The organism is Arthrobacter sp. Y81 (assembly GCF_002929335.1).
GTDB lineage: Bacteria > Actinomycetota > Actinomycetes > Actinomycetales > Micrococcaceae > Arthrobacter.
In genome coordinates this window covers 44,072-69,141 of record NZ_PJIL01000005.1, presented here as the reverse complement: position 1 = coordinate 69,141, position 25,070 = coordinate 44,072, and the positions used below count along the sequence as shown (strand labels likewise).

Sequence of the window (25,070 nt, the reverse complement as noted above, 5' to 3'; positions counted from 1 at the left end):
GCCGGCCGATGTATCACAGGAGGCTTTTTAAGAGGGGCCGCGGGCGCGTCTTTGCGCGCGCCGCCATTTCGGGTGCTGCCGTCTCCGGGCTCGCTGCGCAGGGACAGGCAAGAGCGCACAGCGCCCCCCGCATTGACCCGCGGGAAGCCAGCCTGATCGCTGTCCTGCTCCTGCTGGCGGCGATGAGCTGGATCTTCACGTCCACCCAGCTGAGCGGGATGGACATGGGCCGCTGGACGGACCCGGGTCCGCTGGGATTCTTCGTCACCACGTGGGTGGTGATGCTGGCGGCCATGATGTTCCCCTCCGTGGCCCCCATGGTGGTGGCCTATGACAAGATCCAGCACCACCGGCGCACGACGGGGCGGTATGCGCCCGGCGGATCCACTGCCGTGTTCGTCGCCGGCTACCTGATTTCCTGGACGGCGTTCGGGCTGGTGGCCTATTCGCTGTACATGTCGGTCGCGTCGCTGGCACCGGGGTTCTTCGCCTCGGATCAGGGCGGACGATACCTGGCGGCCGGAGTGATCACGCTGGCTGCCGTCTATCAGCTGACGCCCGTCAAGAACGTCAGCCTGATGAAATGCCGGACGCCCATGGACTTCATCCTGCACCGCATGCGGCCCGGGTACCGGGGCGCACTGGTGATGGGCGTGGAACACGGTGCCTGGTGCGTCGCTTGCTGTTGGGCGCTGATGGTGGCCCTGTTTGCGCTTGGGGTGATGAGCCTCGGCTGGATGGCGCTGATCGGGGCCTTCATTGCGGGGGAGAAGATGCTGCCCTGGAAACGGCTGGCCAACCGCTCCGTTGCGGTGGCGCTCGCCGTGATTGCACTCGGTGTGGCCCTCATACCCGCGGCGACGGGCGGCATGGGGATGTAACCGGCCGCCCTGCACAAACGCGCGGCGGCCGTGGAAACGGGGGAATTCTGACAGGTCTCATCCAACAAAGGAGCCGACAATGGCTGAAGGGGCTGGACTCATCAAGAGGTTTTACGAAGAGATTATCGAGGGCGGAAATCTCGCCCTCATTGATGAATTGGCGACCGACGACTACGTCGACCACGAGGAAGCTCTTCCCGGGCAACCGCCCGGCAAGGACGGCGTGCGGTACTTCGTGAATGCGGTCAGGGCTGCGTTCCCGGACATCAAGGTCAAGACCTTCGAGGCGTCGCTGGCTGACGGCGACATGGAGGCGTGCCACGTAATCCTCACGGGCACCCATCGCGGCGAGATGGGCGGCATTGCGGCAACGGGGAACACCGTTGAATTCGGCGGCACTGACATCATCCGCGTCGTAGATGGCAAGGTCGCGGAGCACTGGGGCACGACGGACAACATGAGGCTCATGCAGCAGATTGGCGCCATTCCTTCCTAGGGGCATCCGGTAAACAGAGTCTCCCGCCGCCGCTCCTAGCCGACGGCGGGAGGCGCAGCGTGCGGCACCGTCCCGTGGCGGTGCCGCACCTCTATGCCCTACGCGGGGGCGGACACGTCGGCCGCAGCCACGTCGGCTGCGGGTGTGTCAGCCCTTTGCGGCTCCGCTGTTTTCTGTTCCGCTGCCACATAGCCCGCCTCTTTCGGCCCCGGTGGATAGGCGTGCTTGCGCCCGGTCACCATAATCACGAGGGCGACGACGACAGGTACCGCAGCGGCGACCGGCACCAGCAGCGGGCCTGCCGTGGTGAGGGCGGCCGCGCCGTATAGCGCGCCGATGGTAATCCCCAGCTGGATGGTCAGGACGGTGAGGCCGTTGGCGGCTTCCCGGTACTCCTTGCCGGCGCGGAGGATGGCGGACTGGTTGTAGATGCCGATCGCGCCGAAGGCCGCTCCCCAGACCGCCATCAGCACCAGGGCGCCAGGGACGGTTGTGCCGCCCAGCGGCAGGAGGAGGAACGCGGCTGCGATTACCGCCGTCGTGATCAGCAGTGAACGGCGCGGCCGCATGTCCACGGTGATGCCGGCGATCCAGATGCCCACCAGCCCGGAGAATCCCAGGACGGTGAGCGAAAGAGTGATGCTGTAGTCGGGCAGGCCGGCCTCACGGAGGAACGGGGCGATGAAGGTGAACAGCGCGAAGTGCGCCATCAGCATCAGCGGCCAGGCGATGGCCACGGGCTTCACTCCGGGCTGGCCGATCGCCTTGCGCAGCGACGGCCGCGGGGCGTCCGGGATCCTCCGCACGGCGGGAAGCAGCCACATGGCCAGCGCCGCGAGCACGACGCCGGCGCCCGCCAGCAGGAGGAAGGACGCCCGCCAGCCGACCGCCGCGCCCAGGGCGGTTCCCAGCGGGGCGCCGATGGCCAGGCCAAGGCTGTTGCCGCTGAACACGATGGCCATCGCCTTGCCCACCTTGTGGGCCGGAACAATGCGCGCCACGAAGGGGGCCATGGCGGTCCAGAGCAGGCCGTGGGCGATGCCCCCCACCAGCCTGGCGGCGAGGGCGGCGCCGAAGTCGGACACCAGGCCCACCAGGGCGTTGCTGATGGCGAAGGTCAGGACCAGCGACACCAGGAGGATGTGCCGGGGGATGCGGGACAGCAGCATGGCGGCCGGGATCACCGTGGCCACGATGACGGCTGCGTACCCGGCGGTGAGGTAGCCGGCCACGGGCTCGGACACGTTGAGGCCGGCGCTGATCTGGGGGAGCAGGCCGGAGGGCAACAGTTCGGTGGTGATGGCGGTGAAGCCGATCATCGACAGCACCAGCAGCGCGCCGAAGGGCATACGGTCGCGTGCGGAAACGGAGGTCGCGGGAGACACGGGTGAGGAGTCCTTTTCAGGGAGTGGGGAAGGAGCGCGGCGCCGGTTGCCGGTGTCCTTCACTCAAATTACCTGATTTATTTGGCCCGAGGCAGGGTCTGTCAGACCCACCTTCACGGACTCGCCCTGACGCTACCGTCTCACGCCCTCCAAGCGGTGACGAAGCCGCCGCGCGACCGGCCGGACGTGCCGGAATCGCCCGTCTGCTCCGGTCCGGGCGCGGCGGTTTCCGCGACGTCAGCCTCGGTGGATTCAGTCAGCGACAGGTTGCGGCCATACAGCGAACACAGCTCGGGGACGCTGTGTTCGCTGCAGCGCCAGCAGTCCGATTCGAGCAGCTCCACCGGGTCAGGCGGATCGGCCCGCGCCAGCAGTTCGCTCATGGAAAGCCCCGTCTGGAGGCTGAAGTCGTGCAGCTTTGCCTCCAGGTTGTCAGTCTTGGGCAAGGCCACCGCCCGCTCAATCACCACCCGGGATCCCGACGCCGACAATGCCGCCACCTCCGCCAGCACCGCCAACTGGGCGGCGGCATCGAGGTACGGCAGCAGGCCTTCGAGGACCCACGTGGTGGGCTGCTTCGGATCAAAGCCGGCCGCCAGGAGCGGCTCGCGCCACGGCCGGGACAGGTCCGTGGCCACAGTGATCAGTTCGCATGCCGGCTCGACGGACAGGCCCGTCATTACGGACGCCTTGAACTCCAGGACGTTGGCGTGGTCGATTTCGATGACCGTGGCCCCGTCCGGCCACGGGAGCCGGTAGGCGCGGGTGTCCAGCCCTGCGCCGAGGATCACGGTCTGGGCGGTCTGCGGGTCCGACGCCAGGAAGTCGTCGATGAACCGGGTCCGCATCCCGAGGTAGATCGACGCGAGCAGGAGCGGCTGCTGAAACGGAGGGGCGTCTTCCGGGTTGGCGGGCTATGCCGTGGGCAGGTCCACGTGGGATCGGGCGGCCTCCACCAGGGCGGCGGCGAACGGATCCGCGATTAGCGGGGCGGACCGGGATGTCTCGACGGCACGGCCCGCTGCCACGGCAAGGGCGGTCAACGGCAGCCCGTGGTCCTCAAGTTCCGTCATGAGATCGCGACTGCTTCACCGCTTACCGCAATCCCGCCGGACGGAGGAGTATCGACTGTGAGCACGCTCGGGCGGCCCACATGGCTGCCTTGGTGGACAACTACGCGGCTCGGCGGCTCCACGAGTGAAAGCAAGCGGAGGTATCCGCCGAAGGCAGCGGCTGCCGAACCGGTCGCCGGATCTTCAGTGATGGTGCCAACCGGGAAGAGGTTGCGCGAGTCGTACACGCCCGGTCCAATCTCGCAGAGCGTCGTGACGGTGCCGGCCCAGTTCTGGGCATCCATCAGCGTGCGCATGGAGTCCGGGTCGAAAACGAATGAGTCAAAGGTCCTTCGTTCCGCGAAGACGAGAATGGGATGCCAGTTTCCGGCAAAAGCGATCATCGGAGGGTACTCAGGGTGCAGGTCGCCCCGGTCCGCGCCGAGCAACCCGAGCAGGGTGGCCAGAACACCGTCGGGGAACTCGGCCACCCGCGGCTCAACGCTTGTGAAGCACGCCGTCGCCGCTGCACCCTGGCCTGCAGTCTCGATCGCGACAGGTCCCACGGCCGTGTCGAAGACAAAGGTCCCTGTACCATCACGCCCTGACAGTGCGACGGCCAAAGCAATCGTGGCATGGCCGCAAAACGGCACCTCGGCAATCGGGGAGAAGTACCGGACGCGGTTTCGGCGGAAGTCGCCGTCAACCCTCGCTTCGGTGACGAAGACCGTTTCCGCATATCCGATGTCGGCTGCGATGGCCTGCATCCGGGCGTCGTCGAGCCGGGTTGCGTCCAGGACTACTCCCGCCGGGTTTCCCCCCTCGGGGGTGGTGGTGAAGGCGGCATAACGCAATACTTCGGAGGTCATTTCCATTCCGGTATCCTCGCACGGCGTCCGGCTCATGCCCGTCGCCATTGCCCCGACACGGCGGGCCCGGTCAGGGGGTTGTTCGCCGAAGTCCGGGGCGGGACGATGATTCCATGCTTCCTGAGGAGCGTTTCAACGCGCTGGTCGACGAATTCCGGGCCAGTCCAGGGGTCGCGGTTCCGGGTGAACCGGGACGCCGCGGGTTCGGATCGTCCGCATTGAAGGTCAACGGCTCGATTTTTGCGATGCTCGCCGGAGGCAGGCTTGTTGTGAAGCTGCCACATGATCGTGTCACCGCGCTGATCGGGTCCGGGGCCGGTGCACCGTTCGACGCCGGCAAGGGCCGTGCGATGAAGGAGTGGCTCACCGTCACGGCCGACGACGAGGAGTCATGGCTGGCCCTGGCCCGTGAAGCCCTGGACTTCGTCCGGACTGCGCAGCATTCCAGCCCTGGATAACCCGACCGGTGCCTGGTCAGTACTCGCCCTTGATCACGAAGTAGGAGCCGCGAATAACGCCCGCAAGCTTCGATTTTTGACGGGCGAACTTGAATCGCGGCGCCAGTTCCTCCGGAATTTCCATGCCGTCGGCGAGTCTGAACCCGACCGCCCGCTTCCCGCCGTCGTCGATGCTGTACATGACGTTGACCGACAGCCCCGACTCGTAGAAAACGTAGGCCATCCGCAAGCCGTCGACTTCGAAGGCGGTGGCTTCCAGCGGGCGGGATCCGATGACGATGTCACGCTCGTCCCGGAGGATCCGGCTCACCCGGTCCACCACCTCCGGAACCTCGCTTGCAGGACTCACTGAGAAGACGTGGTGGTACTTGTTCCGGTAATAGCGGGCCTCGTTGGCGCGCAACCCGGCGAGGGTTTCGGCGGCCGGAGACGATTCCAGGCCGACAGTGGAAACGTTCTCGAAGTCAACGGTGTACGGCATGTGGCCTCCTGGTAGGGACGTGTCGGGACCATGCTAACGCGGCGACGTGCCACCGGCCCGGTCCTGGACGACGGACCGCCGGTACGAGCTCGGCGTGAAGCCGAGGGTCTTTTGGAAGTCGTTCGTCAGGTGGGCGTGATCGGTGTAGCCGAGCTCGGCAGCTATCGCCGCGAGGTCTGCTGCCGGGTCGGTCCGGGACCGGTCAGCGGCCTCCTGCAGCCGGCGCCTTCGGATGAGCGCGGACGGGCTGAGGCCGATGTACTTCTTCGCCACCCGTTGAAGGGTCCTCGGCGAAACGAACAGACGCGCCGCGACGTCTTCAAGGCGGGTCACGTCGGTGCATGTTCCGACGAGATCCATCATCGCGTTGGCAAGAAGGCCTTCCTCGGACACCTCTGGGCTCTCCAAGACCAGCCAGTCGGTGAAAGCCTCCACCGCGCGTTCCCGGCGTTCCAGTGGATCGGTTCCGCTCATCGCCGCCGACACGGAGGCCTGCAGATCCGCGAGCAGTAGCGGCAGCTGGGCATCCCGCAGGCTCCCCGGATCATCCGTGAAACGCGGCACGAGCGCGGGACGCAGCAGGGCCCCCACCGCCCAGCCCCGGCCCGTGAGGTCGCGGTGTGACCGGCGGGTTGTTGGGCCGGCCAACTCAACGAGATCCTTCTGGACCACCAGGTTGGACGCCGGGAACGCGATGACGTGCTGGCGTGACGTGTGCCCCGGTTCGATGTCCCATTCGGGGATCCAAAACCACTGCACCAGGTCCGTGACGGCCTCAGGTGCGGGCACGCGGTGAAACGTGGGAAGCCGGGCCGGGTAGAGGATTCCCTTGAACGAATCCACCATCGGAGGCCACTCCTTGTCCAGGCTGTCGCAATTCTCCAAGCCGCTGGGCGGACCGCTGCGTACCGTGAGATTTATGACTGATACTACAAGCACTGAACTGACCGCGGCCGCCGACGGCAAGCACACAACATCCGGTATCCCGCACGGCTTCACGAGCCTCACTCCGTTCCTGGCGATCCCCTCGGCCAAGGAGGCCATCACCTTCTACCAGGACGTGTTTGGGGCGCGCACCGTGAATGCCACCGAGATCGGCGGAATCGTGGTCCACGCCGAACTGGACTTCGGTCAGGGGCGGCTCCAAATTGGCGAGCCCAACCCCGACTACCACCTGGTCCCCGCGCCGAACGGCGATGATGACTGCTACTCCGTCGGCTTCTACTGCGCCGATGCGGACGCCCTCGTGGCGCGCGCCGAGCGTGCAGGGGCCACCCTTCGGGAGCCGCTGTCCACCTTTGTCTCAGGAGACCGGTTCGCCAGCATCCGGGACCCGTACGGTGTGCGCTGGTCCATCATGACCCGCGTCGAAGACCTCTCCGAAGAGGAAAGCACGCAGCGCGTCGCCGACTGGGCCGCCAAGCAAGGCTGAACCCACGCAGCACCTACTTCCGAAAAACTCAGTCCCGCAGCACCCACGCGGCGTTGTCCGGCTGCAGGTAGCCGTCGGTTTCCAGCGGGACCGCGCTGGCGAGCACGGTCCCCGCAGGCAGCCGCACCGGCCCGGATCCCATCGCGACGGCCACCAGGAACTTCGGGCTGCGCTCGCAGATCAGCAGGTTCCCGTCCTCCACACGCCAGCTGCCGCCGTCGTCCGCGGTGAACACGCCCTGCTCCCACAGCTTGCGTCGGAGTCCGACGGCGGCAGTCACCAGTGCGAGCGTGGATCCGGGATCCTGCTGCTGGGTTTCGATCGCGTGGCTGCCCCAGCCCTCGGGCTGCGGCAGCCACGGCGCCGATGCCTGATTCGCCGCAGGCTCACCAGCGGGACCCAGCGAGAACCCGTGGTTCAGCGCCGCGTCCTCGGTCCAGGGCAGCGGGACGCGGGCGCCGTCGCGGGTGATGCCGCCGCGGGCCCACATCGGGTCCACCCGGGCCCCCACCGGAACGTCCGCCTCGGGCAGGCCGAGTTCCTGGCCCTGGTAAATGTAGGCCGCACCGGGGAGTCCGAGCAGTGCCAGCAGGGCGGCCCGGGCCCGGCGGACACCCAGCTCGCCACTGCCCATTCCGCTACCGCCGAAGCGGGTCACGGAGCGGACGATGTCGTGGTTCTCCAGCGCCCAGCTTGGCGCGGCGCCATGGAGCTGCCGGGCGGCCTCCAGTTCCGATCCCACAGAAGCCCAGGCCGCGGGATCCCAGCCGAGCTTCACGAAGGCGAAGGCGAACGCCTGGTGCATCTCATCGGCGCGGGTGTAGCGGGCGGCGCGGGCGGGTTCCAGGTTGACCTCGCCCACCAGCAGGCGGTGCGGCTGGTACTTCTCGGCGAGGGTTCGCCAGCGGCGGTACACCTCGTGGACTTCCTCCTGGTCGGAGACCAGCGGGTTGGACCGCAGCCCGTCCACGACGGCCGTGGCGGATGCTGCGTCCGGCAGGCCGTCCGCTTTGAAGAGGGCGTGCGCGACGTCGATCCGGAGGCCATCCACGCCCTTGTCGAACCAGAAGCGGAGCACGCCTTCGAAGTAATCGCCCACCGCGGGGTTCCGCCAGTTCCAGTCGGGCTGGCCGGCCGAGAAGAGGTGCAGGTACCACTCGGTGTCCGTCTCCGAGTCGGGAGTGGCGCGGCTCCAGGCCTGCCCGCCGAACACGCTCTGCCAGTTGTTGGGCGGCAGGTCGCTGGGGGAGTCCGGGCCGGAACTGCGGCCCTCGACGAAGTGGAACATGTCCCGCTCCGGCGAGCCCGGCCCGGCCGCGAGGGCCTGCTGGAACAGCGGGTGGGCCGAGGAGCAATGGTTGGGGACGACGTCGAGCAGGATGCGCAGGCCCAGGGAGTGGGCGAGCTCCAGCAGCCGGTCGAACTCGTCCATGGTGCCGAAGAGCGGGTCCACGCCGCAGTAGTCGCTGACGTCGTAGCCCTGGTCCACCTGCGGGGAGGGCTGGAACGGCGTCATCCAGATGCCGTCCACGCCCAGCGAGGCGATGTACGGGAGGCGGGCGGTGAGTCCGGCGAGGTCCCCCACGCCGTCGCCGTTCCCGTCCGCGAAGGAGCGAGGATACACCTGGTAGATGACGGCGGACTCCCACCAGCCGGCGTCGTGCGCTTCTCGTGAAACAGAAACAGCGCTCATTTGCCGGCCCCGGCGGTGAGGCCTTCCACGATCCGGCGCTGGAAGATCAGCACCATGATCACCAGCGGGACAGTGACGATCACGCCGGCGGCCATCTGTTCGCCGAACGGTGCCTGGAATTCGGTGGCGCCGGTGAACTTGGAGATGGCCACGGTGGCGGTCTGGATTTTGGGGTCGTTGATCATCGAGAGGGCGATGATGAACTCGTTCCAGCTGTGGATGAACGTCAGGATGGCGGTGGTGAACACGCCGGGCGCGGCCAACGGAAGCAGCACCTTCCGGAACGCCTGCCACTTGGTGCAGCCGTCGATCATCGCCGCTTCTTCGAGGTCGAACGGCAGCTGTTTCATGAACGTGGTCAGGTTCCAGACGGCGAGCGGGATGGCGAAGGACAGGTTGGGGATGATCATCGCCTGGTAGGTGTTGATCCAGCCGAGGTCCGTGAAGAACCTCAGCAGCGGGACCACCACCGAGATGCCGGGGAACATCGACGTCGCAATAATAACGCCGAGGATCACGGACTTGAACCGGAACTCCAGCCGGGAAATGGCGTACGCGGCGAAGACTCCCAGCACCAGGGCGAACACCGTGGTGGTGCCGGCCACGATCAGGCTGTTGAGCAGGGCCTGGCCGAACATGGTGGAGCCGTCGAACACCTTCACGTAGTTCTCGAGGGAGAACGGCGCGGGCAGGAAGGTGTTGTCGAAGATGTCCGCGGTGCGGCGGAGGCTGGAGACGATCATCCAGTAGAACGGCGCCAGGCAGTAGGCGAAGATCAGCACCAGTCCGGCGTACACGGAGTACGAGCGCCAGGTGCGCTTCTTCTTCGCAGGGACAGGAGCGTCGGCGTTCTGCTGGCGGGCGCGCCGCTTACCGTCAGTGGCGAGGCTGCGGAGTTCGGTGATGGTCATCGGGTGGCCTCGGCCTTCTGTGAACGGGTTGCCTTGCGCTTCTTGGAGCCCAGCTTTTTGGCGCCGGTGACGTCCGCGCCCAGCACCTTCACGAACACCACGGCCACTACGGCGACGTACAGGAACAGTACGACGGCGAAAGCGGAGGCGGAGCCGTAGCGGAGCTGGTTGGACTCGTCCCAGGCGAGCATGGAGAGAGTTTCCACGGACTCCTTGCCGGGCCCGATGAGGACGAACGGGAGGTCGAACATCCGCAGGGCGTCGAGCATGCGGAACAGCACGGCCACCAGGAGCGTGGGCTTGACCAGGGGGAGCGTGATGGAGCCCAGCTGGCGCCACCAGCCGGCGCCGTCGATCTTGGCGGCCTCGTACACTTCCTCCGGGATGATCTGCATGCCGGCCAGGACCAGCAGGCCGATGAACGGGGCGGTCTTCCACACCTCCGCAATGATCACGGCCAGCTTGGAGGCGGTGCCTTCGGCGGTCCAGAGGATCTCGCTGCCGAGCAGGCTGTTGGCGATGCCGTCCGACTGGAAGATCCAGCGCCACAGCAGGCCGGAGACGGCGGTGGGCACGGCCCACGGGACCAGGATGCTGGCGCGGAGGAAGGCCCGGCCGCGGAACGCCCGGTTCATGGCCAGCGCCAGGCACAGGCCCAGGACGGTTTCCAGCAGCACGGTGGTGACGGTGAAGAATGTGGTGTTGCCGAAGGCGTTAAGGAAGCGCCGGCCGGATTCGCCCACGAAGAGGTCCGCGTAGTTGGCCAGGCCCACGAAGGCCTCGCCCTCGGTGACGAAGCCGTCCGCGTCCAGGCCGGACTCGGCGCTGAAGAGCGACTGGTGGATGGCCGAGATGAGCGGGTACACGATCACCAGGGCCAGGACCAGGAGCGTGGGGGAGAGCAGCATGGCGGCCATGCGGCCTTCGCCGGGAGTACGGGTCTTGAGGCCGCGGTTTGGGTTCTTTAGGTCCTGCGGTGCCGAAGGTGCCGGCGAAGTAACTGTGGTTGTCATTTCGCGGTGATCTCTTCGAGCTTGGCCTGCATGTCCTTCAGGGCGGTGTCCGTGTCCTTGGCGCCGGTGAGGGCGGCGTAGGCCTCTTCCTGGATGGCCTTGGTGGTGGCGCCGTACTGGACCACCTTGGGGCGGGGCTGGGCGTTGGTCAGGGATTCGAGCAGGGTGGGGAAGAACGGGCGCTTGGCCACGACGGCGGGATCCTCGTAGAGCGCGGCGTAGGCCGGCGCACGGGAGCTGAGCGCCAGCCGCTTCTGGGCCTGTTCCTGGCTGGTGAAGAACCTGATGAACTCCAGGGCCGTTGCCTTGTTCTGCGTGAAGGGGGAGACGGCCAGGTTGCGGCCGCCCAGGGTGGAGACGCCGGGGCCCTTGGTGCCGGGGATGGAGGTGATGTTGAACTTGCCGGCCACGGAGCTGGAGCCGTCCGTGGCGCTCAGCGACGAGTAGAGGAACGGCCAGTTGCGCAGGAACACCACTTTGCCGTCCTGGAACGCGCGGCGGCCCTGTTCCTCGAGGTAGGTGATGGCGTCGCTGGGGAAGAGGCCATCCTTGAAGCCGTCCACCAGCTGGGAGAGGCCCTGCCTGGCTTCGGCGGTGTTGACGGTGGGTTTGCCCTCGGCGTCCACGATGCTGCCGCCGGCTGAGGCCACGGCTTCGGAGAAGTTGACCGTGAGGCCCTCGTTCTTGTCGAACTGGCCGGCGTAGCAGGACATGCCCTTGGCCTCTGGCAGTGCCAGGACCTTTTCGCAGGCGGCCTTCATCTCGTCCCAGGTCTTGGGCGGGGCGGCCACGCCGGCGGCCCTGAGCAGGTCGGTGCGGTAGTAGAAGAGCGCGCCGTCGGTGTAGTACGGGGCGCCGTAGAGGGTGTCCCGGTACTTCGCGGCGTTGACGGTGGCGGGGATCATGTCCGCCGTGGGGATGGCGTCCTCGGGGAGCGGGAGGACCCACTTGTTGGCGGCGAATTCGGAGTTCCAGACCACGTCCAGGTTGAGCACGCTGAACGTGTCCGACTTGATCTGCGCGTTCTGGATGAGCTGCTGGCGCTGCTGGTCCGCGGAGTCCGGGAGCTCGATGAAGGTGACCTTCTGGTCCGGGTGGGCGGCGTTCCATTCGTCGATGCTCTTCTGCGCGGCGCCCGAGGCGTCGCGGGAGGAGACGTAGTTGATGGGGCCCTTGCCTTCGAACGCCGCGGCGGCGTTGGCGGCGGCCTTGGGTTCCTGCGCGGATCCGCCGCAGGCCGTGAGCGAGACGGCGGCGGCCGTCACGAATGCGGTGGTGGTGAGAAGAGTCTGCCAGGTCCGGCGGCGCTGCCTCATGTGTTGCTCCTTCAGGGGGTTCTGTTTGGTTTCTGGCACTTGGTTTAGGGCGCTTGGTTTTAGGGCGCTTGGTTTTAGGGCGCAGGGGAGTGCGACGACGGCGGCACAAGTCAGTGCCGGCTGTTGCCGTGGGGTTTTGGGTTGGGTGCGGTGTGGCTGGGTTGGGGCGTTAGGTCTTGGGGCGCTAGCTGGTGGGTGGCGCTAGCTGGTGGGTGGCGCGGTGGAGCCGCGTTCGATCAGCCGGTGCGGCATGATCTTCGGTCCCAGGTCGCGGGAGCGGAGGAGTTTCTTGACCGCCATCCGTCCCATTTCCTCGAGCGGCTGGGCCATGGTGCTCAGGGGCGGGTGGACGTGCAGGGCGGTGGAGGTGTTGTCGAACCCGAGCACGGAGACGTCCTCCGGGACCCGGCGGCCCCGTTTCTGCAGTTCGTTCACCACGGCGGCCCCCATCTCGTCGCTCATGGCGAAGATGGCGGTGAGTTCCGGTTCCTGATGGAGGAGTTCGTCCAGGCCGGGGGCGCCGCTTTCGTAGAAGAAGCTGCCCGCGGCGGTGGCGGGGGTGCATTTGGCCTCGGCCATGGCGCGGAGGTAACCGCGTTGGCGTGGCTGGGCCACGTAGATGGAGGCGGGGTCTCCGGCGAGCAGGCCGATCCGGCGGTGGCCGAGCTTCAGCAGGTGACGGGTTGCGTCGTAGGCTGCCTGTTCGTCGTCGATGGCCACGCTGGGTGAGCCTGACTTGTCGCTGATGGCCACGGAGATGATGGGGATGTTCGGCCCCAGCAGTTGCCGTGTTTCGGGGGTAATGACGGCGGAGATGAGGATGACGCCGGCCGCCCGGTAAGTGCGGAGCGTCCGGAGGTAGCCGGCGATGAACGCCGACTTGGCGCCGGTGCGGCCAAGCATCACGGCGTAGCCGCGCTCCTGGGCTTCCTGCTCAACCCCCAGCATGACCTGCGAGGCGAGGGCATCCGAGACCATAGGGGCCAGAAGCCCGATCACGGAGGTCTGCCGGGTTTTCAGGCCGCGGGCAAGGTAGTCCGTTTCGTAGCTGAGGCTCCGGACCGCGTCCTCCACGCGCTCGCGGGTCTCGGTGGAGTACCCCACCAGCCCGTTGACCACCCGCGAAACGGTGGCGGGAGATACGCCGGCGTGCTTGGCGACGTCCCTGATGGTTACCACTGTTTCTCCTCGCGGGTGTTGCTGGAACCGTCTTACGCAAACGGTTTACGTAATCGGTTTCGTGATCTGCTGCACCAACACTAAACGGAGGCATACGGGATTGCTGTACGTTTCGTAAACGCGGGGGCCGCCGGAACGGCGTGGGCCCTGGTGTCCCGCGGCGCCAGCATGATCGAGTACTGGCACTGGCACACCCTGCACTTCGGCGCCGAGACGTTCTGGGGCGGGGTGCTGCCGCACAGCCTGGAGCCCGGCCGGACCTACCGGCAGATCAAGGAGCTGGGGGCGGACTTCGCCGCGGCCGGTTACCTGGTCACCGGCCTGACGCCCGACGCCGACATCGCCCTGGTGTACTCAAACGACACGAAGTGGGCGTTCCAGGAGGCGCCGCAGCTCTCGCTGGCTGGTCAGCACGATAGCGAGCCGGACCCGCGTTCGTACCAGGCCATTTTCGACGCCTTCTACCGGGGCGCGTTCGACGCCGGCCTGCAGTCCCGCCTGCTGCACCCCGGCCAGATGATTGCGCAGGACCCGGCAGCGTACGCCAGCGCGCAGCCCGTTCTGGTGGCTGCGGGCTTCAAGGGCGCCGGCTTCAGCCCCAGCCCGGCTGCCGCCGGTACGCGCTGGATCGACGGCGTCCAGCCCCAGGGGGCGCAGGTGCTGGCCTCCTACGACCACGTGCACTTCGGCCGGTGGCCGGCGCTGACCACCAACGCGCACGGGAAGGGCCGCATCACGTACGTGGGCACCGTTCCGAACGAGGCGCTGGCCCGGGACATCCTGCAGTGGGCTGCCCGGGACCAGGGCGACTGGCGTCCGCAGACGGCGTCGCAGACCGTCACCGGCGCCTCGGCCCGGGACGGCCGCCGTCTCCGGTTCGTGCACAACTGGTCCTGGACGCCCGGCAGCTTCAAGCTGCCAGGTGCGGTGACGGACGTCATCAGCGGCGAGTCCCTCGGCTACGGCGACGTGCTGGAGCTGGGCGCCTGGGACGTGCGGGTGCTGGTGGAGGCTGACGCCTAAGCGTCAGGAACGGCGCGTTTTCCGGGGAACGCGGTTCGCAGCTGTCCCCGGAAGGTCAGCGGGCTGCGCCGGCTGACCGCGATGACGGAGAGCAGGCCTGTCAGCAACACGATGAGTCCGCCGGCGGCCACTGACCAGCGCGCGCCGAATTCCGTGCCGATCCATCCCATGAGCGGCGCTCCGACGGCGGTGCCGCCCTGGAGGACGGCCAGGTAGAGGGCCAGCACCCGGCCCCGGAACTGCGGCTCCACGGAGAGCTGGATGCTGGTGTTGCAGCTGTTCAGGAAGGTGATGGAGGCCAGGCCCACCGGTATCAGCACCGCGGCATAGAGCCAGAACGACGGCGACACGCTGCCTACCAGCGTGAAGAACCCGAGTCCGAGCGCCCCGCCAAGCAGGAAACGCAGCCGGGGGCCGGACCGGCGGGCCGCGAGCAGGGCACCGGCCAGGGTCCCGACCGCCATGATGGAGCCCAGCAGCCCGAATTCACCCGGTCCCACCCCGAACTCCGCGGTGGACATCAGCGCGTTGGTGATGGGGAAATTCATCCCGAAGGCGCCAAGGATCCCCACCATGACCAGGATGAGCACCAGGTCGGGCCGGCCCCGCACGTACCGCAGGCCCTCGGCCACCTGGTGCTTGCCGCGGACTGCCAGCGTGGACGGGGCCAGTTCCGAGGTGCGGATCCGGAACAGCGAGATGATGACTGCGGCGAAGCTGGCCGCGTTGAGCAGGAAGACCGGCCCGGTGCCCACCCAGGCAATCAGCACACCGGCGATGGCAGGGCCGGTGAGCCTTGCCGTGTTGAAGGAAGCGGAGTTCAGGGCCACTGCGTTGGACACCTTGTCCTGCCCCACAAGTTCGGAGACGAAGGACTGGCGGGCCGGGGCGTCAATGGCGCTGGCGAGCCCAAGGCACAGGGCAGCGAGGTAGGCGTGCCACAGCTGGGCGGTGCCCGTCACCACCAGGAGTCCGATGGCCAGCCCGCACAGGCCCATCGCCAGCTGCGTCCAGAGCAGGATCATACGTTTGCGGTGCCGGTCCGCGAGCACGCCGCCGTAGGGGCCAAGCAGCAGCATCGGCAGGAACTGCAGACCGGTGGTGATGCCAACGGCCGTGCCGGAATGGTCGGTGAGCACGGTCAGTACCAGCCAGTCCTGGGCCACGCGCTGCATCCACGTGCCGATATTGGAGACGAGCGCCCCGCCCGCCCACACGCGGTAATTGCGGTTCTCCAACGCCTGGAACATGGCGCTCATTTTGCACTCAGCTGCTGCATGATGCGGGCCGCGCGGCTCAGGATCCGGCGGTCTTCGTCGTTCAGTCCGGCGACACGGTGGGCCAGCCAGGCGGTCCGTTGTTCACGCGCCTCGGCCAGGATGGCCTCGCCGGCCGGGGTGATTCCCACCTGGACCTGGCGTCCGTCCAGCGGATGGGCTGTCCGGGTGACAAAGCCCAGCTCTGTGAGGGCATTCACGATCCGGGTCATAGAGGGCGCCTGCACGTGCTCGCGTTCTGCCAGTTCGCGGAGGGTCTGCGGGCCGCCGCCGTTCAGTTGGGCCAGGACCGTGTACTGGCCCGGCGTGATGACGTCACCGGTTGCCTCCACGCGGAGCCTGCGGGAAGTGCGCATCACCGCCGTCCGAAGGTCGATGGCCAGAATATCCGGCTTGATGCTGTCCTGGGGCTCCCGGTCCGTTGCCGTCACTGTGCGTTGCGCCTCCTGCGAATTTACTTAGCAATGCTAATTAGCTCTGCTAACCATTATGCTCCGACGGGGTGCTGGCGGCAAGTGCGGGCTGCGGCCTTAGGCGTGTCTCTTCCAGACGGTTTCAAATCATCTGACGACGGAACCCCTGGGTTTCCCAGGGGTTCCGTCGTCGTTCGCGTCCGGAAAAGCGTCAGACCTCGACTGCTGCCCGTCGGGCCCGGGCGGCCCGCACGAGGCCGCTGGACACCAGCGCTCCCACCAGAGCGAGCGTCGCGAGCACGATGAATACGATGTGGTAGCCACCGGCTCCCGGATTCGCATCGAGGATGGCCCCGTAGACCATGAAGGCGAACATCCCGGGTGCGTAGCCCACCAGGCAGGCGATGCCGAAGGCGGTGCCGCTGGACTTCTCCGGGATCCCCACTTCGTCCATCGGCGCCCAGAACACACCGCGCATGGTGAAGACGATGAGCGAGAACAGCAGGGTCACCATCATGGCCGGGATCTGGCTGCCCGGATCGGCCGGCAGGACCAGCAGCACCGCCACCACCGGGATCAGGCACAGGAACGCCAGCCGGATGTACCGGCTCGCCCCCTTGAACACCTTGTCCGCGAGAACTCCGCCGATCGGGCCGCCGAGGATCTTCAGGCCGTACTGGTTGATGATGCCGTAGGCGCCGACCAGCGCGACCGGCAGCCCGTAGACGTAGGTCAGGTAGGGAATGAAGTAGGTGAGGCCGCAATACACCACGTACACCATGAACACGGTGAAGCTCACCCACCACAGCTGCGGCATCTTCGCCGCACGCCAGATCTCGCCGAGGCCGGCCTTCTGCTTCTTCTCTGCGGGCTGCTTACTGATCTGCTCGCTTGTCTGATTGCGAAGCAGCAAGAACAGCAGCACGCCGACGGCGATGTCGATGATGGCGTAGAAGGCGATGGCCGCGCGGAACCCGCCGGTGCCTGAACCGAGGAGGACGAAGATTCCCAGTGCGGAGAATGCCACGGCCGTGTCCACGACGCCGCGGCCGCCTTCGAGCAGGCCAAAGAGCCGTCCTTGTTCCTTCGAGCCGCCGAGCTGGCGGATGCTCTTGAGCAGCGCGGGCCAGACCAGGCAGTCCGAGCAGACGGCCAGCAGCGCGAACAGGAGGAGGAGCGTGCCGAAGCCCGGGAAGGTGCTCAGGAAAAGACCCAGCGCACCGGTGCCGACGAGACCGAGCGGGATGAGGATCCGTGTGGAGAAGCGGTCTGCGAGGTAGCCGCCCACGATGAAGAGCGCCGTTGCAACCATCGAGTTGACGCTCAGCAGCGTCCCGATCTCTGTGTGGCTGAGGCCCATGGCCTCCTGCATGGGGACGTAGAACGCGTCCTTGAGGTTGGCGAGCTTGTAGATCGTGCCGCCCGCCATGACCAGCAGCGCGAAGCGGATCCATTTGCTCCAGTCGGTGCGGTCTGTGGTCTTCTCGGGAGTGTTTGCCATCGTGGTCATCGTGCACCTGCCAGGGAGTTCGTGGTGTCGAGCTGCAAGACGGCGATGTCGCGCAGCGAAGTGAGCAGATCCTTCGCATAGGCCACCTGATGGTCGGCCCAGCCCGGTTCTGCGGCCAGCAGCTCATCCCGGGTCCAACCCGCCGGGATGCCCGTAGTGCTCAGATCACGGTATGGGATGAACGGGTCCTCGCCCTCGCCGGCGTGGCGGAAGGCTGGAGCGTAGTAAAGGTTCTCCTGCTCAAGTGCCAGGGCGATCACCTGGGGCTCGTTGTCACCGAGCATCAGGAGCTCGAAGAGCATCCGAGCACCGGGCAGGTCGTCGTCCGGACTTCCCTGCAGCACACCGCGGTGACCGAACCCGTCCCCCTCAGGGAGAACATGCACCCCCTTCAGGTGCGCCTGCAGGATATGCGGCGCGAGCGCTGAGAAGGCGTCCATCGGACGCTCACAGGCATTGATCATGTTTCCGAAGTCGAACATGGCGTGCAGTCGCGGATGGGAGAGCCGGCGCAACAGCTCTGCGATCTCGGTTGAGCGCAGCTCTTCGTGCTGCTCGAAGGAGAAGTGCAGATCGTGCTCATCGGCGATCGCGGCGAGCCGGTGCAGGTCCTGCTCGATCAGGGTCATGACCTGGGAGAGCGTGCCCTCGAAACGCGAGTAGACGCGGATGTGCTCGACGCCGAGGACTCCCGCGATGCGGACCACCACGTCCACGTCCGCGCGCAGGGTTGTGCTGATCTCGAGGTGGATGCTGAGACCCAGGCGGCGTGCGCGGTCTGCGAACCCGCGCAGCTGGTCGTCGCTCATCCGGCCCAGGCTCCGCTCCTCGCCGTCGAGGAGATGGATGCAGGCGCCGGCCAGGCCGTGCCGATGCGCGAAGTCGAGCACGTCGTCGGGCCCGTACCCGCCATACGTGAGGTTGCCCAGGAGTGCGTAGGCATGGGCGAACAGGCGCGCACCGTCGATTCGGTCGATCAGGGTCCGGGCCAGCTCGTCGGTCAGTCGGGGCAGGGATTCAATCTCCTCTTCGTTGAGGCGAGGTCTCAGGAGCGCCTGGAATAGGGCGTCGGCAGGGGACATGTGTAGCTCCTCGGAAGGAATGTCGGGGGTAGGTGACAGTTGTCACTCAACATTTGTATGCCAGTAATGGACGTCTGAAAATATCCATTAAGCACCGAGCCGTTAAGTCCATTCAGGAGTTTGCGCTGCTGCGCGCCCATCGGTCCCACGCGGCGGCCATCCTGCCGACCGCCTGCGGCATGCGCTCCTCCGCGGTGCCGGCGAACCCGATCAGCAGCGCCGGGGAACGCCGTCGGGTGATCCGGTACTCGCCGAGAGGGTAGGTGTACACCCCACCCGCGGCAAGTCCCCGCGCCACCTCGATATCGTCGACCGCTTCACGGAGCCAGCCCATTACGTGCAGGCCCGCGTCAACCTGGGAGGCTTCGATCCTGTGGCTCAACTGATGATCGATCGCGTCGAGCAGTGCGTCCTGGCGTGCCGCGTACAGACGCCGGGTCCGGCGCAGATGGGCGTGCATATGTCCTTCTGACAGGAAGTCCGCGAGAGCCGCCTGGAGCAACATCGCGGGCGGGCGGCCGATGACCGATGATGCGGACGCGAACGGCTCCACCAAGTCCTCCGGCAGCACGCAATATCCAAGGCGTATCGAAGGCGCGAGCACCTTGCTGAAAGAGCCTACGGTGATCACATGCCTGCTCAGATCTAGCCCGAACAGCGTCGGGAGGAGTTTCCCGCGGTAGCGCAACTCGCTGTCGCAGTCGTCCTCAACGATCCAGCTCCCGTTTCGCTGCGCCCACGCGATCCATTCCGCCCGCCGCGCCGGACTCATCGCGATGCCGAGCGGGTGCTGCCGCGCGGGAGTCAGGCAGGCCAGACGAGCCGGAGGCGCGCCATCGTGCTCGTCCGGGAGGACCGCTCCTTCGTCGTCAACGGGGGCGCCCCGGACCGGGCAGCCCTGGGACTGGAAGGCGAGCCGTCCGGAGATGTGCCCGGGGTCCTCGACGAGGACGGGGTCGCCGGCGTCGAGCAGGAGAACCGCCAGCACGTTGAAGGCATGCTGGGCACCGGAAGTGATGACGACCTGGTCCGCGGTGCACCCCAGGCCCCTTACGTCGTTGACGTAGTCAGCGATCGCTTCCCGCAGCGGGCGATGGCCGTGCGGATCGCCGTACCCGATCGCAAGCTGATCGGTGCGCGCGGCATGGCGCCCCAGAAGGCGCTTCCAGGTCACCGCGGGGAAAGCCGAGGACGCAACCTGGCTGGCGACGAACGATTCCGTCTCGGCCGGCGCCCACATGTGCGGTGCCTCGCTGAACAGGTCGGTGCCCCGCGCAGAGGTGGCGGCCCCGCGCTCGGACAGCGGCGGCCGGGACGTCGGCCGCGGCGGGGCGGCATCGCTCCACAGCGTGTCGACGTATGTGCCGTCTCCAGCGCGTGAGCGCAAGAAGCCCTCGGCGGTGAGCTGCTCGAAAGCCGATACGACGGTGATCCGCGATACCCCCAGGTCGGTGACCAGCGTGCGGGTCGAGGGTAGGCGGGTTCCACTCGGCAGCGAACCCGTCAGGATTTGTGTGCGCAGTTGCGCGTACAGCTGCCGGTGCAGGGGCTGAGGCTCGGCGCGGTCGAGCTCGAGTCCGGCCAGCAGACGGCCACCGGGGCTCTTCATCCTGCGAATCGCGGAGCTGATTTCACCATCGCTCCATTTTACGCGCCCCGGTTTCATCCGAGCTGCGGAGGCCGATGGGGAAACGGCGAAGTCCCGGAGACACGCCCTAGCCGGGGGTGATCTGCTCGCGGAGGATGTCGGCGTGACCGCAGTGCTGGGCGAGCTCCCGGAGCATGTGCAGGTACACCCAGCGGAGCGGCAGCGGTCCGCGGCGGTTGCCGAGGAGCACGTCGTCGAGCTCCAGGACTGACGTGGCGCGGCGGGAGGCCTCGCAGGCGTCGAGGTGGGCTTGCCGGACGGTGGCGATGGTGTCCGCTTCGTCGAGGATGAACGACTCGTCCGGTGTGGCCGGGATGCCGATCTCGGCGCGCGACCGGCACGTGATCGCTTCGTCGAACCACACCTTTTCCACGAAGGTGGCATGCTTTACCAGGCCGAGCAGCGTGGTCCGTGAAGGCACCAGGGACCGGCGGGCCTGTTCTTCGGTTAGCCCGTCCAGGCAGGAGTTGAGCATGCTGCGGTGTTCATTGAGGAAGGCCTCGAACTGGACGCGGGCAGGCTGATGGAGGACGTCTTCGGCGAACGTGGCGGGGAGGGGAGGCATGGCTGAAGTATCGCAAGGGCGGCAGGCCGGGGCAACGACCAGCCTGGCACAGGAGCCGCTACTTTGCGGTGAGCTCAATGCGGACAAGCCAGCTGTCGTCCAGGTCCGGGGCGGGGTCGATGCAGACCCTTGCCATGCCTCCGTCCTCCATTTCGGACTTGAGGCAACCGGAGAACAGCCCCATCGGCGGCCCGCTCATGTCCACGCCCAGCCGGCCGGCGGTGTCTGCCAGGCCAACTTTGTGGTTCACCGACCACGTTGCGTTCAGCCGGACGCAGTCGGTATCTGTCGAAAGGCAGCCGGTGTCCGGATCAGAACGTTCCACGAGTTGCCAGTCGCTTTCGGGCAAGTTGTCCGCCTTCGCGATCATCGCCTGTGCCTTCTCCTCGTTACTGCCGCCGTTCTTGACGGCGTCAGTCAAGGCGGCGCAACCGGCGAAGAGGAGGACCACGATCAGTGCGGTTGCAGCGCCAGCGCCACCGAGCACCCATCCGAGCTTGTTCGTCCTTTGCGGAACCTGAGGCTGCTGCGAGGGTTCCGGCTGTGCGGCGTGGCCCTGCGGTGGTTGCATATCTTCCATTCCTATCTTGCCCTCAGGTCAATGGCGACCTGCCACGTGCCTGGCGCATTCTTGGCCGGATAGATACGAAGGTCTGCAGTGATGCCGTCTGTCGAGTTTTTCCGGGGGCAGCCCTTGTAGGTCCTTGCGGAATCACTGCAATCCAGTCCCAGGCGGGAGGCAGCGTCTTCCTTAGTCACCTCATGGGGCACCGACCATGAGGCGTTCAGTCGTACGCACTCGATGTCGATCGAGAGGCAGCCCTGCTCCACTTTTGGATCGACTCGTACAATGAGCTGCCAATCCTCTTCCGGCAGGTGGTCCGCCATGGCCATCATCGTGCGGGCCTTTTCCTGATGGTCACCTCCTTCGTTGATGCCATTGACCATGGTGGTGCAGGCGGCGAAGAGGAGGAGAACAAACAGGACGGTTGCCACGCCAACCGCACCCAGAATCCAGCCGAGTTTGCTCTTCTTCGGCGAAGGCTGAAATCGCTGCTGAGGTGGTCCGTATGGCGGGTACGGATGTCCCTGAGGCTGCTGGGCAGGCATTGGCGGTGGGCCGTAGCCCTGCGGTCGTTGCATCCGTTGTCCCCCTGATTTCGTCTGACAGCCGAGCCTGACTCTAGCCGCCTGCTGCTCGCTTGGGGATGGGGAGAAGTATCCGGCCTCTCCCCACCCCGCCACTCGTCGCCGTCGCAGGCCACGGGCGTGGAACGCGGAATAGACTGAGCGCCATGGGCACCGTTGACGATTCCTTGGCCGCTTTACCCGAACCCCAGCGCGGGTGTCTTCAACGGGTCATAGACATTGCCAGGGCCGTCGTGCCCGAGGCCGTTGAAGGGGTGAGCTACGGGATGCCCGCCTTGAAGGTTGAGGGGAAGCCCCTCCTTGGCGTCGTGGCAGCGGCGAAGCACCTCTCCATTTTCCCGTTCTCCCCGGCGGTGATTGACGCCGTCGCCAACCGGCTAGGGGGATATTCGTTGTCCAAGGGGACCATCCGCTTTACCTCGGATCATCCCGTCCCGGACGATGTGCTGGAGGAAATAGTGCGCCTGCGCCGCGCGGAGATCCAGAAGTAAGTGAACGCGCAAGCACACGGAAACGCAGATAAAGGGGACCTGATGAAATCCAACGAACTGTTGCTGGACGCTTTCGGCCGGATCCGGGAGACCGTGGAAGCCACTCTTGAAGGAGTCGACGGCGGGGGCCTGGTCCGGCGGCCGGCGGGCACCGGAAACTCGATGGCGTGGCTGATCTGGCACTTGGGCCGGGTGGAGGATGCTCAGGTCGCCTCCGCCGCTGGCCTGGAACAGGTCTGGACCTCGCAGGGGTTTGTGGGCCGCTTCGACCTGCCGCTGCAGAAGCGTGACACCGGCTACGGCCATTCGAGCGTGCAGGTCGATTCGGTGAAGGCCCCGCCGGCGCTGCTGCTCGAATACTACGACGCCGTTCACCGGCAGACCGTGGGCTTTCTGCAGACCCTCGGCGACGACGATCTGGACCGCATCGTCGACACCCGCTGGGACCCGCCCGTCACCCTCGGCGTGCGGCTGGTCAGCACGATTGCCGACTGCCTCCAGCATGTGGGGCAGGCCGCGTACGCCAAGGGCCTGAAACCCTGACTTACACGGCTGCCCTCTTGGTGTGAGATCCGCCGTTGACGGCCGGACAACACCCCGGGACCCCATGAATGAGGGAGCCCCCAAACGGAGGCTCCCTCGGGGAATGTCAGTCGTTACGGGGTCACACTGATGCGTGCGACTTCCTGCAGGATCGGGTTTGTAATGATGACGGTAGACGTGCCCGACTTGATGTCAAAGGCAACCTTGCCTCGTGCCTTGTCACCGGCCGGGATCTCGCCGGAACCCAGCTGGTCATCCATGATGAGTTCAACGCTGGCGGAGCGGCCGTCAGCGTCCTTGGCCTTGAAGTACAGCGGGTTGCTGGTGGTCTCGCCCTTCTCCGTCTCCCAAAGCACATCGAGGGTCAGGTAGCCGCCGTTCTTCGCCGGGCTGTCGAACGGACCGGTCGTGATCGAGGGGCCGTAGGTGGCGGAAAGGATGGTGATCTTGGCGGTGTTCCCGTTGCCCATGTCAGCAGTGAATGCCTCGCCGACCTTCTTTTCCGATGACGCAGCCGGAGCTTCAGCAGCCGGAGCTGCAGGCGCCGCAGCGGGGGCTTCAGCTGCCTGGTTAGCCGCAGGTGCGGAAACAGGAGCTGAAGGACCTCGGGTGGAATTGAAGATGATGCTGAGGAGAACGACCACTCCGGTCACGATGAAGGCGACCTTCTTGTGCTGGTCATAGCCCTCCAGTGGGAGGCCCTGCTTGTCGCGCTGCTTGTTCGTCAGAACGAGAATGAGGTCAACAAGGGCCCAGATACCCATGCCTCCGAAGGTGAACAGCTTGAGCAGTCCGGTACCGACCTTGCCCAGGTAAAAACGGTCGACGCCGAATACTCCGACGAGCAGGGAGAGCAGCCAGGTCACAAGGAAGGACTTGTTGCTCACTCCGTAGCCACCCAGCATTGGGCCGCCGGGATAGGGTGCCGGGGCTCCCGGGTATTGGCCAGGGGCGCCTGGGTAAGGCTGTGTGGCCACGGGTGCTTGCCCGAAGGCGGGGGTCTGCCCATAAGTGGGGGCTTGCCCGTAAGAGGGCCCCTGGCCGTAGGGGGCCTGCCGCGGCTGCGGCTGCTGCGGTGCGCCGTAGGGGTCTTTTGAGCTCATTGGGTTCCTTTCAAAGGGCGCCCTGGTGCCGGGGCGCCCGGAGTGCGTGATGGATGCGAGATATGCCGTCAGCTGGACGGGGTTCGCCGGTGATTCGCTCTCGGGCGGTGCGGAAGGATGGCTTGGCGCGCTATGGCATGCTCATGTGACGTTCGCTTCCCCCCAGAAGTGCGTCTACGGTGTAGCCGCCCGGGTTACAGCATGCCTCAGCGGCCGTGCCGATTTATGCAGTATTGGCGCAGGACTGGAACAGGTTTTGCACAGCAATACCGCAACCACCCGTCACGGCCGCACGGCTGAAGCCGCGCAGCCTTCAGCACGATTGCCGACTGCCTCCAGCACGTGGGGCAGGCCGCGTACGCCAAGGGCCTGAACCGCCGCGGCTAGCCCTCCTGGTCGACGGCTGACATGTCTCCGACGCCGGGCGTGCCGTCGGCGAGCGCGTAGCGCTGCAGCACCGCACCCTTCGGTGAGGCGACCACCGGCTCGATGAGTGTGAGGTTCGTCGGAACCACCCCACTGGCGAAGACCTTTTTGCCGCCGCCGAGGAGGATCGGATACACCCAGAGCGTGAGCCGGTCGAAGAGCTTCTCGGCGAACAGGGTCTGCACGAAGTCGAGGCTGCCGATGACGTGGATGTTCTCGTGCCTGTCGCGCAGTTCGCGCACGGAGGCGGGGACATCAGGACCGAGCAGTGTGGAGCCGGCCCACTCGAGGTTCGGCGTCTGGCGCGAGGCCACGTATTTCGGGAGGCGGTTGAACAGCCGCGCGATGTCCCCGTTCGCGTGCGGCCAGTACGAGGCGAAAATGTCGTAGGTCCGGCGCCCGAGCAGCAGCGCGTCCATCCCCGCCACCCCGGAGTCAATCTGGTCGCCCACCACTTCGTCGATGAGAGGCGCCTGCCAGCCGCCAAACGCGAAACCGCCCTCGGCGTCCTCCTCCGGCCCGCCGGGCGCCTGCGCGACGCCGTCGAGAGTGGTGAACAGGTCGATATGGATGAGTCCCATGCCGTGCTCCTTCTCTGCAGCCCGTCGTCGCCGCGGCGGCGGATCACTTCGAGGTTGCCACACGAAGCAACCGGTATCAACGGCTCTCCGGCA

The 25,070-nt window shown here is 66.6% G+C and carries 26 protein-coding genes and 1 pseudogene; 7 read left to right on the top strand and 20 right to left on the bottom strand.

Annotated elements, in window-relative coordinates:
- The first annotated feature begins 8 nt into the window (after positions 1 to 8).
- Positions 9 to 881, top strand: a complete 873-nt coding sequence (locus CXQ91_RS08615; protein WP_104173509.1) for a DUF2182 domain-containing protein — start codon at positions 9 to 11, stop codon at positions 879 to 881.
- 79 nt (positions 882 to 960) lie between these two features.
- Positions 961 to 1,377 carry an ester cyclase gene (locus tag CXQ91_RS08610; RefSeq protein ID WP_104173508.1) on the top strand — a complete coding sequence of 139 codons (417 nt, stop codon included), beginning with the start codon at positions 961 to 963 and terminating at the stop codon, positions 1,375 to 1,377.
- Positions 1,378 to 1,475: 98 nt separating this feature from the next.
- On the opposite strand, the gene CXQ91_RS08605 is transcribed toward CXQ91_RS08610, so the two are convergent.
- The 3 genes and pseudogenes from CXQ91_RS08605 to CXQ91_RS08595 all read right to left on the bottom strand — a co-directional run bounded on the left by CXQ91_RS08605 (position 1,476) and on the right by CXQ91_RS08595 (position 4,689).
- On the bottom strand, positions 1,476 to 2,762 hold the full coding sequence (locus tag CXQ91_RS08605; protein ID WP_374953641.1) for an MFS transporter: 1,287 nt from the start codon (positions 2,760 to 2,762) through the stop codon (positions 1,476 to 1,478).
- Between the two features lie 140 nt (positions 2,763 to 2,902).
- Positions 2,903 to 3,835: pseudogene (locus tag CXQ91_RS08600) on the bottom strand (SAM-dependent methyltransferase).
- Positions 3,832 to 4,689, bottom strand: a complete 858-nt coding sequence (locus CXQ91_RS08595) for a PhzF family phenazine biosynthesis protein (RefSeq protein WP_104173507.1) — start codon at positions 4,687 to 4,689, stop codon at positions 3,832 to 3,834. Before CXQ91_RS08595 ends, CXQ91_RS08600 begins: the two are co-directional and overlap by 4 nt.
- A gap of 107 nt (positions 4,690 to 4,796) precedes the next feature.
- Between CXQ91_RS08595 and CXQ91_RS08590 the strand changes: the two genes are divergently transcribed.
- The gene (locus CXQ91_RS08590; protein ID WP_104173506.1) at positions 4,797 to 5,141 is read left to right on the top strand and encodes a TfoX/Sxy family protein; all 345 of its coding nucleotides are present in this window, start codon (positions 4,797 to 4,799) and stop codon (positions 5,139 to 5,141) included.
- Between the two features lie 16 nt (positions 5,142 to 5,157).
- Here the strand turns inward: CXQ91_RS08590 and CXQ91_RS08585 are convergent, their stop codons facing one another.
- Together CXQ91_RS08585 and CXQ91_RS08580 are read right to left on the bottom strand one after the other, a co-directional pair.
- Positions 5,158 to 5,622 carry a phage tail protein gene (locus tag CXQ91_RS08585; protein ID WP_104173505.1) on the bottom strand — a complete coding sequence of 155 codons (465 nt, stop codon included), beginning with the start codon at positions 5,620 to 5,622 and terminating at the stop codon, positions 5,158 to 5,160.
- A gap of 33 nt (positions 5,623 to 5,655) precedes the next feature.
- Positions 5,656 to 6,468 carry an AraC family transcriptional regulator gene (locus CXQ91_RS08580; RefSeq protein ID WP_104173504.1) on the bottom strand — a complete coding sequence of 271 codons (813 nt, stop codon included), beginning with the start codon at positions 6,466 to 6,468 and terminating at the stop codon, positions 5,656 to 5,658.
- A 73-nt stretch (positions 6,469 to 6,541) separates the two neighbouring features.
- Here CXQ91_RS08580 and CXQ91_RS08575 point away from each other — a divergent pair, with 73 nt between their 5' ends.
- Positions 6,542 to 7,054, top strand: a complete 513-nt coding sequence (locus CXQ91_RS08575) for a glyoxalase/bleomycin resistance/extradiol dioxygenase family protein (RefSeq protein ID WP_104173503.1) — start codon at positions 6,542 to 6,544, stop codon at positions 7,052 to 7,054.
- A gap of 28 nt (positions 7,055 to 7,082) precedes the next feature.
- Here CXQ91_RS08575 and CXQ91_RS08570 read toward each other — a convergent pair whose 3' ends face one another.
- From CXQ91_RS08570 to CXQ91_RS08550, 5 genes are all read right to left on the bottom strand, one after another.
- The gene (locus tag CXQ91_RS08570) at positions 7,083 to 8,747 is read right to left on the bottom strand and encodes an alpha-amylase family glycosyl hydrolase (RefSeq protein ID WP_104173502.1); all 1,665 of its coding nucleotides are present in this window, start codon (positions 8,745 to 8,747) and stop codon (positions 7,083 to 7,085) included.
- The gene (locus CXQ91_RS08565) at positions 8,744 to 9,658 is read right to left on the bottom strand and encodes a carbohydrate ABC transporter permease (protein WP_104173501.1); all 915 of its coding nucleotides are present in this window, start codon (positions 9,656 to 9,658) and stop codon (positions 8,744 to 8,746) included. Before CXQ91_RS08565 ends, CXQ91_RS08570 begins: the two co-directional genes overlap by 4 nt.
- Positions 9,655 to 10,671 (bottom strand): carbohydrate ABC transporter permease, encoded by a 1,017-nt coding sequence (locus CXQ91_RS08560; RefSeq protein ID WP_181038827.1) that lies wholly within the window; start codon positions 10,669 to 10,671, stop codon positions 9,655 to 9,657. Before CXQ91_RS08560 ends, CXQ91_RS08565 begins: the two co-directional genes overlap by 4 nt.
- Entirely contained in the window at positions 10,668 to 11,987 is a 1,320-nt protein-coding gene (locus tag CXQ91_RS08555) for an ABC transporter substrate-binding protein (RefSeq protein WP_104173500.1), read from the bottom strand. The genes CXQ91_RS08560 and CXQ91_RS08555 overlap by 4 nt, the downstream gene beginning before the upstream one ends.
- A gap of 201 nt (positions 11,988 to 12,188) precedes the next feature.
- Complete coding sequence (locus CXQ91_RS08550; protein WP_104173499.1) at positions 12,189 to 13,166, bottom strand: LacI family DNA-binding transcriptional regulator; 978 nt, start codon at positions 13,164 to 13,166, stop codon at positions 12,189 to 12,191.
- 99 nt (positions 13,167 to 13,265) lie between these two features.
- Here CXQ91_RS08550 and CXQ91_RS08545 point away from each other — a divergent pair, with 99 nt between their 5' ends.
- Complete coding sequence (locus tag CXQ91_RS08545) at positions 13,266 to 14,189, top strand: beta-galactosidase trimerization domain-containing protein (protein WP_308471395.1); 924 nt, start codon at positions 13,266 to 13,268, stop codon at positions 14,187 to 14,189.
- Here CXQ91_RS08545 and CXQ91_RS08540 read toward each other — a convergent pair.
- The 8 genes from CXQ91_RS08540 to CXQ91_RS08505 form a co-directional block, all read right to left on the bottom strand.
- The gene (locus tag CXQ91_RS08540; protein ID WP_104173498.1) at positions 14,186 to 15,448 is read right to left on the bottom strand and encodes an MFS transporter; all 1,263 of its coding nucleotides are present in this window, start codon (positions 15,446 to 15,448) and stop codon (positions 14,186 to 14,188) included. The two genes, CXQ91_RS08545 and CXQ91_RS08540, sit on opposite strands and share 4 nt — an antisense overlap.
- Positions 15,445 to 15,822 carry a MarR family transcriptional regulator gene (locus CXQ91_RS08535; RefSeq protein ID WP_104173670.1) on the bottom strand — a complete coding sequence of 126 codons (378 nt, stop codon included), beginning with the start codon at positions 15,820 to 15,822 and terminating at the stop codon, positions 15,445 to 15,447. The genes CXQ91_RS08540 and CXQ91_RS08535 overlap by 4 nt, the downstream gene beginning before the upstream one ends.
- A 268-nt stretch (positions 15,823 to 16,090) precedes the next feature.
- Positions 16,091 to 17,389, bottom strand: a complete 1,299-nt coding sequence (locus tag CXQ91_RS08530; RefSeq protein ID WP_219816506.1) for an MFS transporter — start codon at positions 17,387 to 17,389, stop codon at positions 16,091 to 16,093.
- A complete protein-coding gene (locus CXQ91_RS08525; RefSeq protein WP_104173497.1) occupies positions 17,386 to 18,471 on the bottom strand; it encodes a sugar phosphate isomerase/epimerase in 1,086 nt (361 codons plus the stop codon). Before CXQ91_RS08525 ends, CXQ91_RS08530 begins: the two co-directional genes overlap by 4 nt.
- A gap of 112 nt (positions 18,472 to 18,583) precedes the next feature.
- A complete protein-coding gene (locus CXQ91_RS08520; protein WP_219816505.1) occupies positions 18,584 to 20,137 on the bottom strand; it encodes a PLP-dependent aminotransferase family protein in 1,554 nt (517 codons plus the stop codon).
- 49 nt (positions 20,138 to 20,186) lie between these two features.
- Positions 20,187 to 20,684, bottom strand: a complete 498-nt coding sequence (locus CXQ91_RS08515; protein ID WP_104173495.1) for a DinB family protein — start codon at positions 20,682 to 20,684, stop codon at positions 20,187 to 20,189.
- A gap of 58 nt (positions 20,685 to 20,742) precedes the next feature.
- Entirely contained in the window at positions 20,743 to 21,255 is a 513-nt protein-coding gene (locus tag CXQ91_RS08510; protein WP_104173494.1) for a hypothetical protein, read from the bottom strand.
- An 11-nt stretch (positions 21,256 to 21,266) separates the two neighbouring features.
- Positions 21,267 to 21,680 carry a hypothetical protein gene (locus CXQ91_RS08505; protein WP_104173493.1) on the bottom strand — a complete coding sequence of 138 codons (414 nt, stop codon included), beginning with the start codon at positions 21,678 to 21,680 and terminating at the stop codon, positions 21,267 to 21,269.
- A 299-nt stretch (positions 21,681 to 21,979) separates the two neighbouring features.
- Between CXQ91_RS08505 and CXQ91_RS08500 the strand changes: the two genes are divergently transcribed.
- Both CXQ91_RS08500 and CXQ91_RS08495 read left to right on the top strand, forming a co-directional pair.
- Positions 21,980 to 22,324 (top strand): iron chaperone, encoded by a 345-nt coding sequence (locus CXQ91_RS08500; protein ID WP_104173492.1) that lies wholly within the window; start codon positions 21,980 to 21,982, stop codon positions 22,322 to 22,324.
- Between the two features lie 42 nt (positions 22,325 to 22,366).
- Complete coding sequence (locus CXQ91_RS08495) at positions 22,367 to 22,867, top strand: DUF664 domain-containing protein (RefSeq protein WP_104173491.1); 501 nt, start codon at positions 22,367 to 22,369, stop codon at positions 22,865 to 22,867.
- 113 nt (positions 22,868 to 22,980) lie between these two features.
- On the opposite strand, the gene CXQ91_RS08490 is transcribed toward CXQ91_RS08495, so the two are convergent.
- Together CXQ91_RS08490 and CXQ91_RS08485 are read right to left on the bottom strand one after the other, a co-directional pair.
- The gene (locus CXQ91_RS08490; RefSeq protein WP_146072312.1) at positions 22,981 to 23,970 is read right to left on the bottom strand and encodes a TM2 domain-containing protein; all 990 of its coding nucleotides are present in this window, start codon (positions 23,968 to 23,970) and stop codon (positions 22,981 to 22,983) included.
- Positions 23,971 to 24,353: 383 nt separating this feature from the next.
- Complete coding sequence (locus CXQ91_RS08485; protein WP_104173489.1) at positions 24,354 to 24,977, bottom strand: dihydrofolate reductase family protein; 624 nt, start codon at positions 24,975 to 24,977, stop codon at positions 24,354 to 24,356.
- Positions 24,978 to 25,070: the final 93 nt, after the last annotated feature.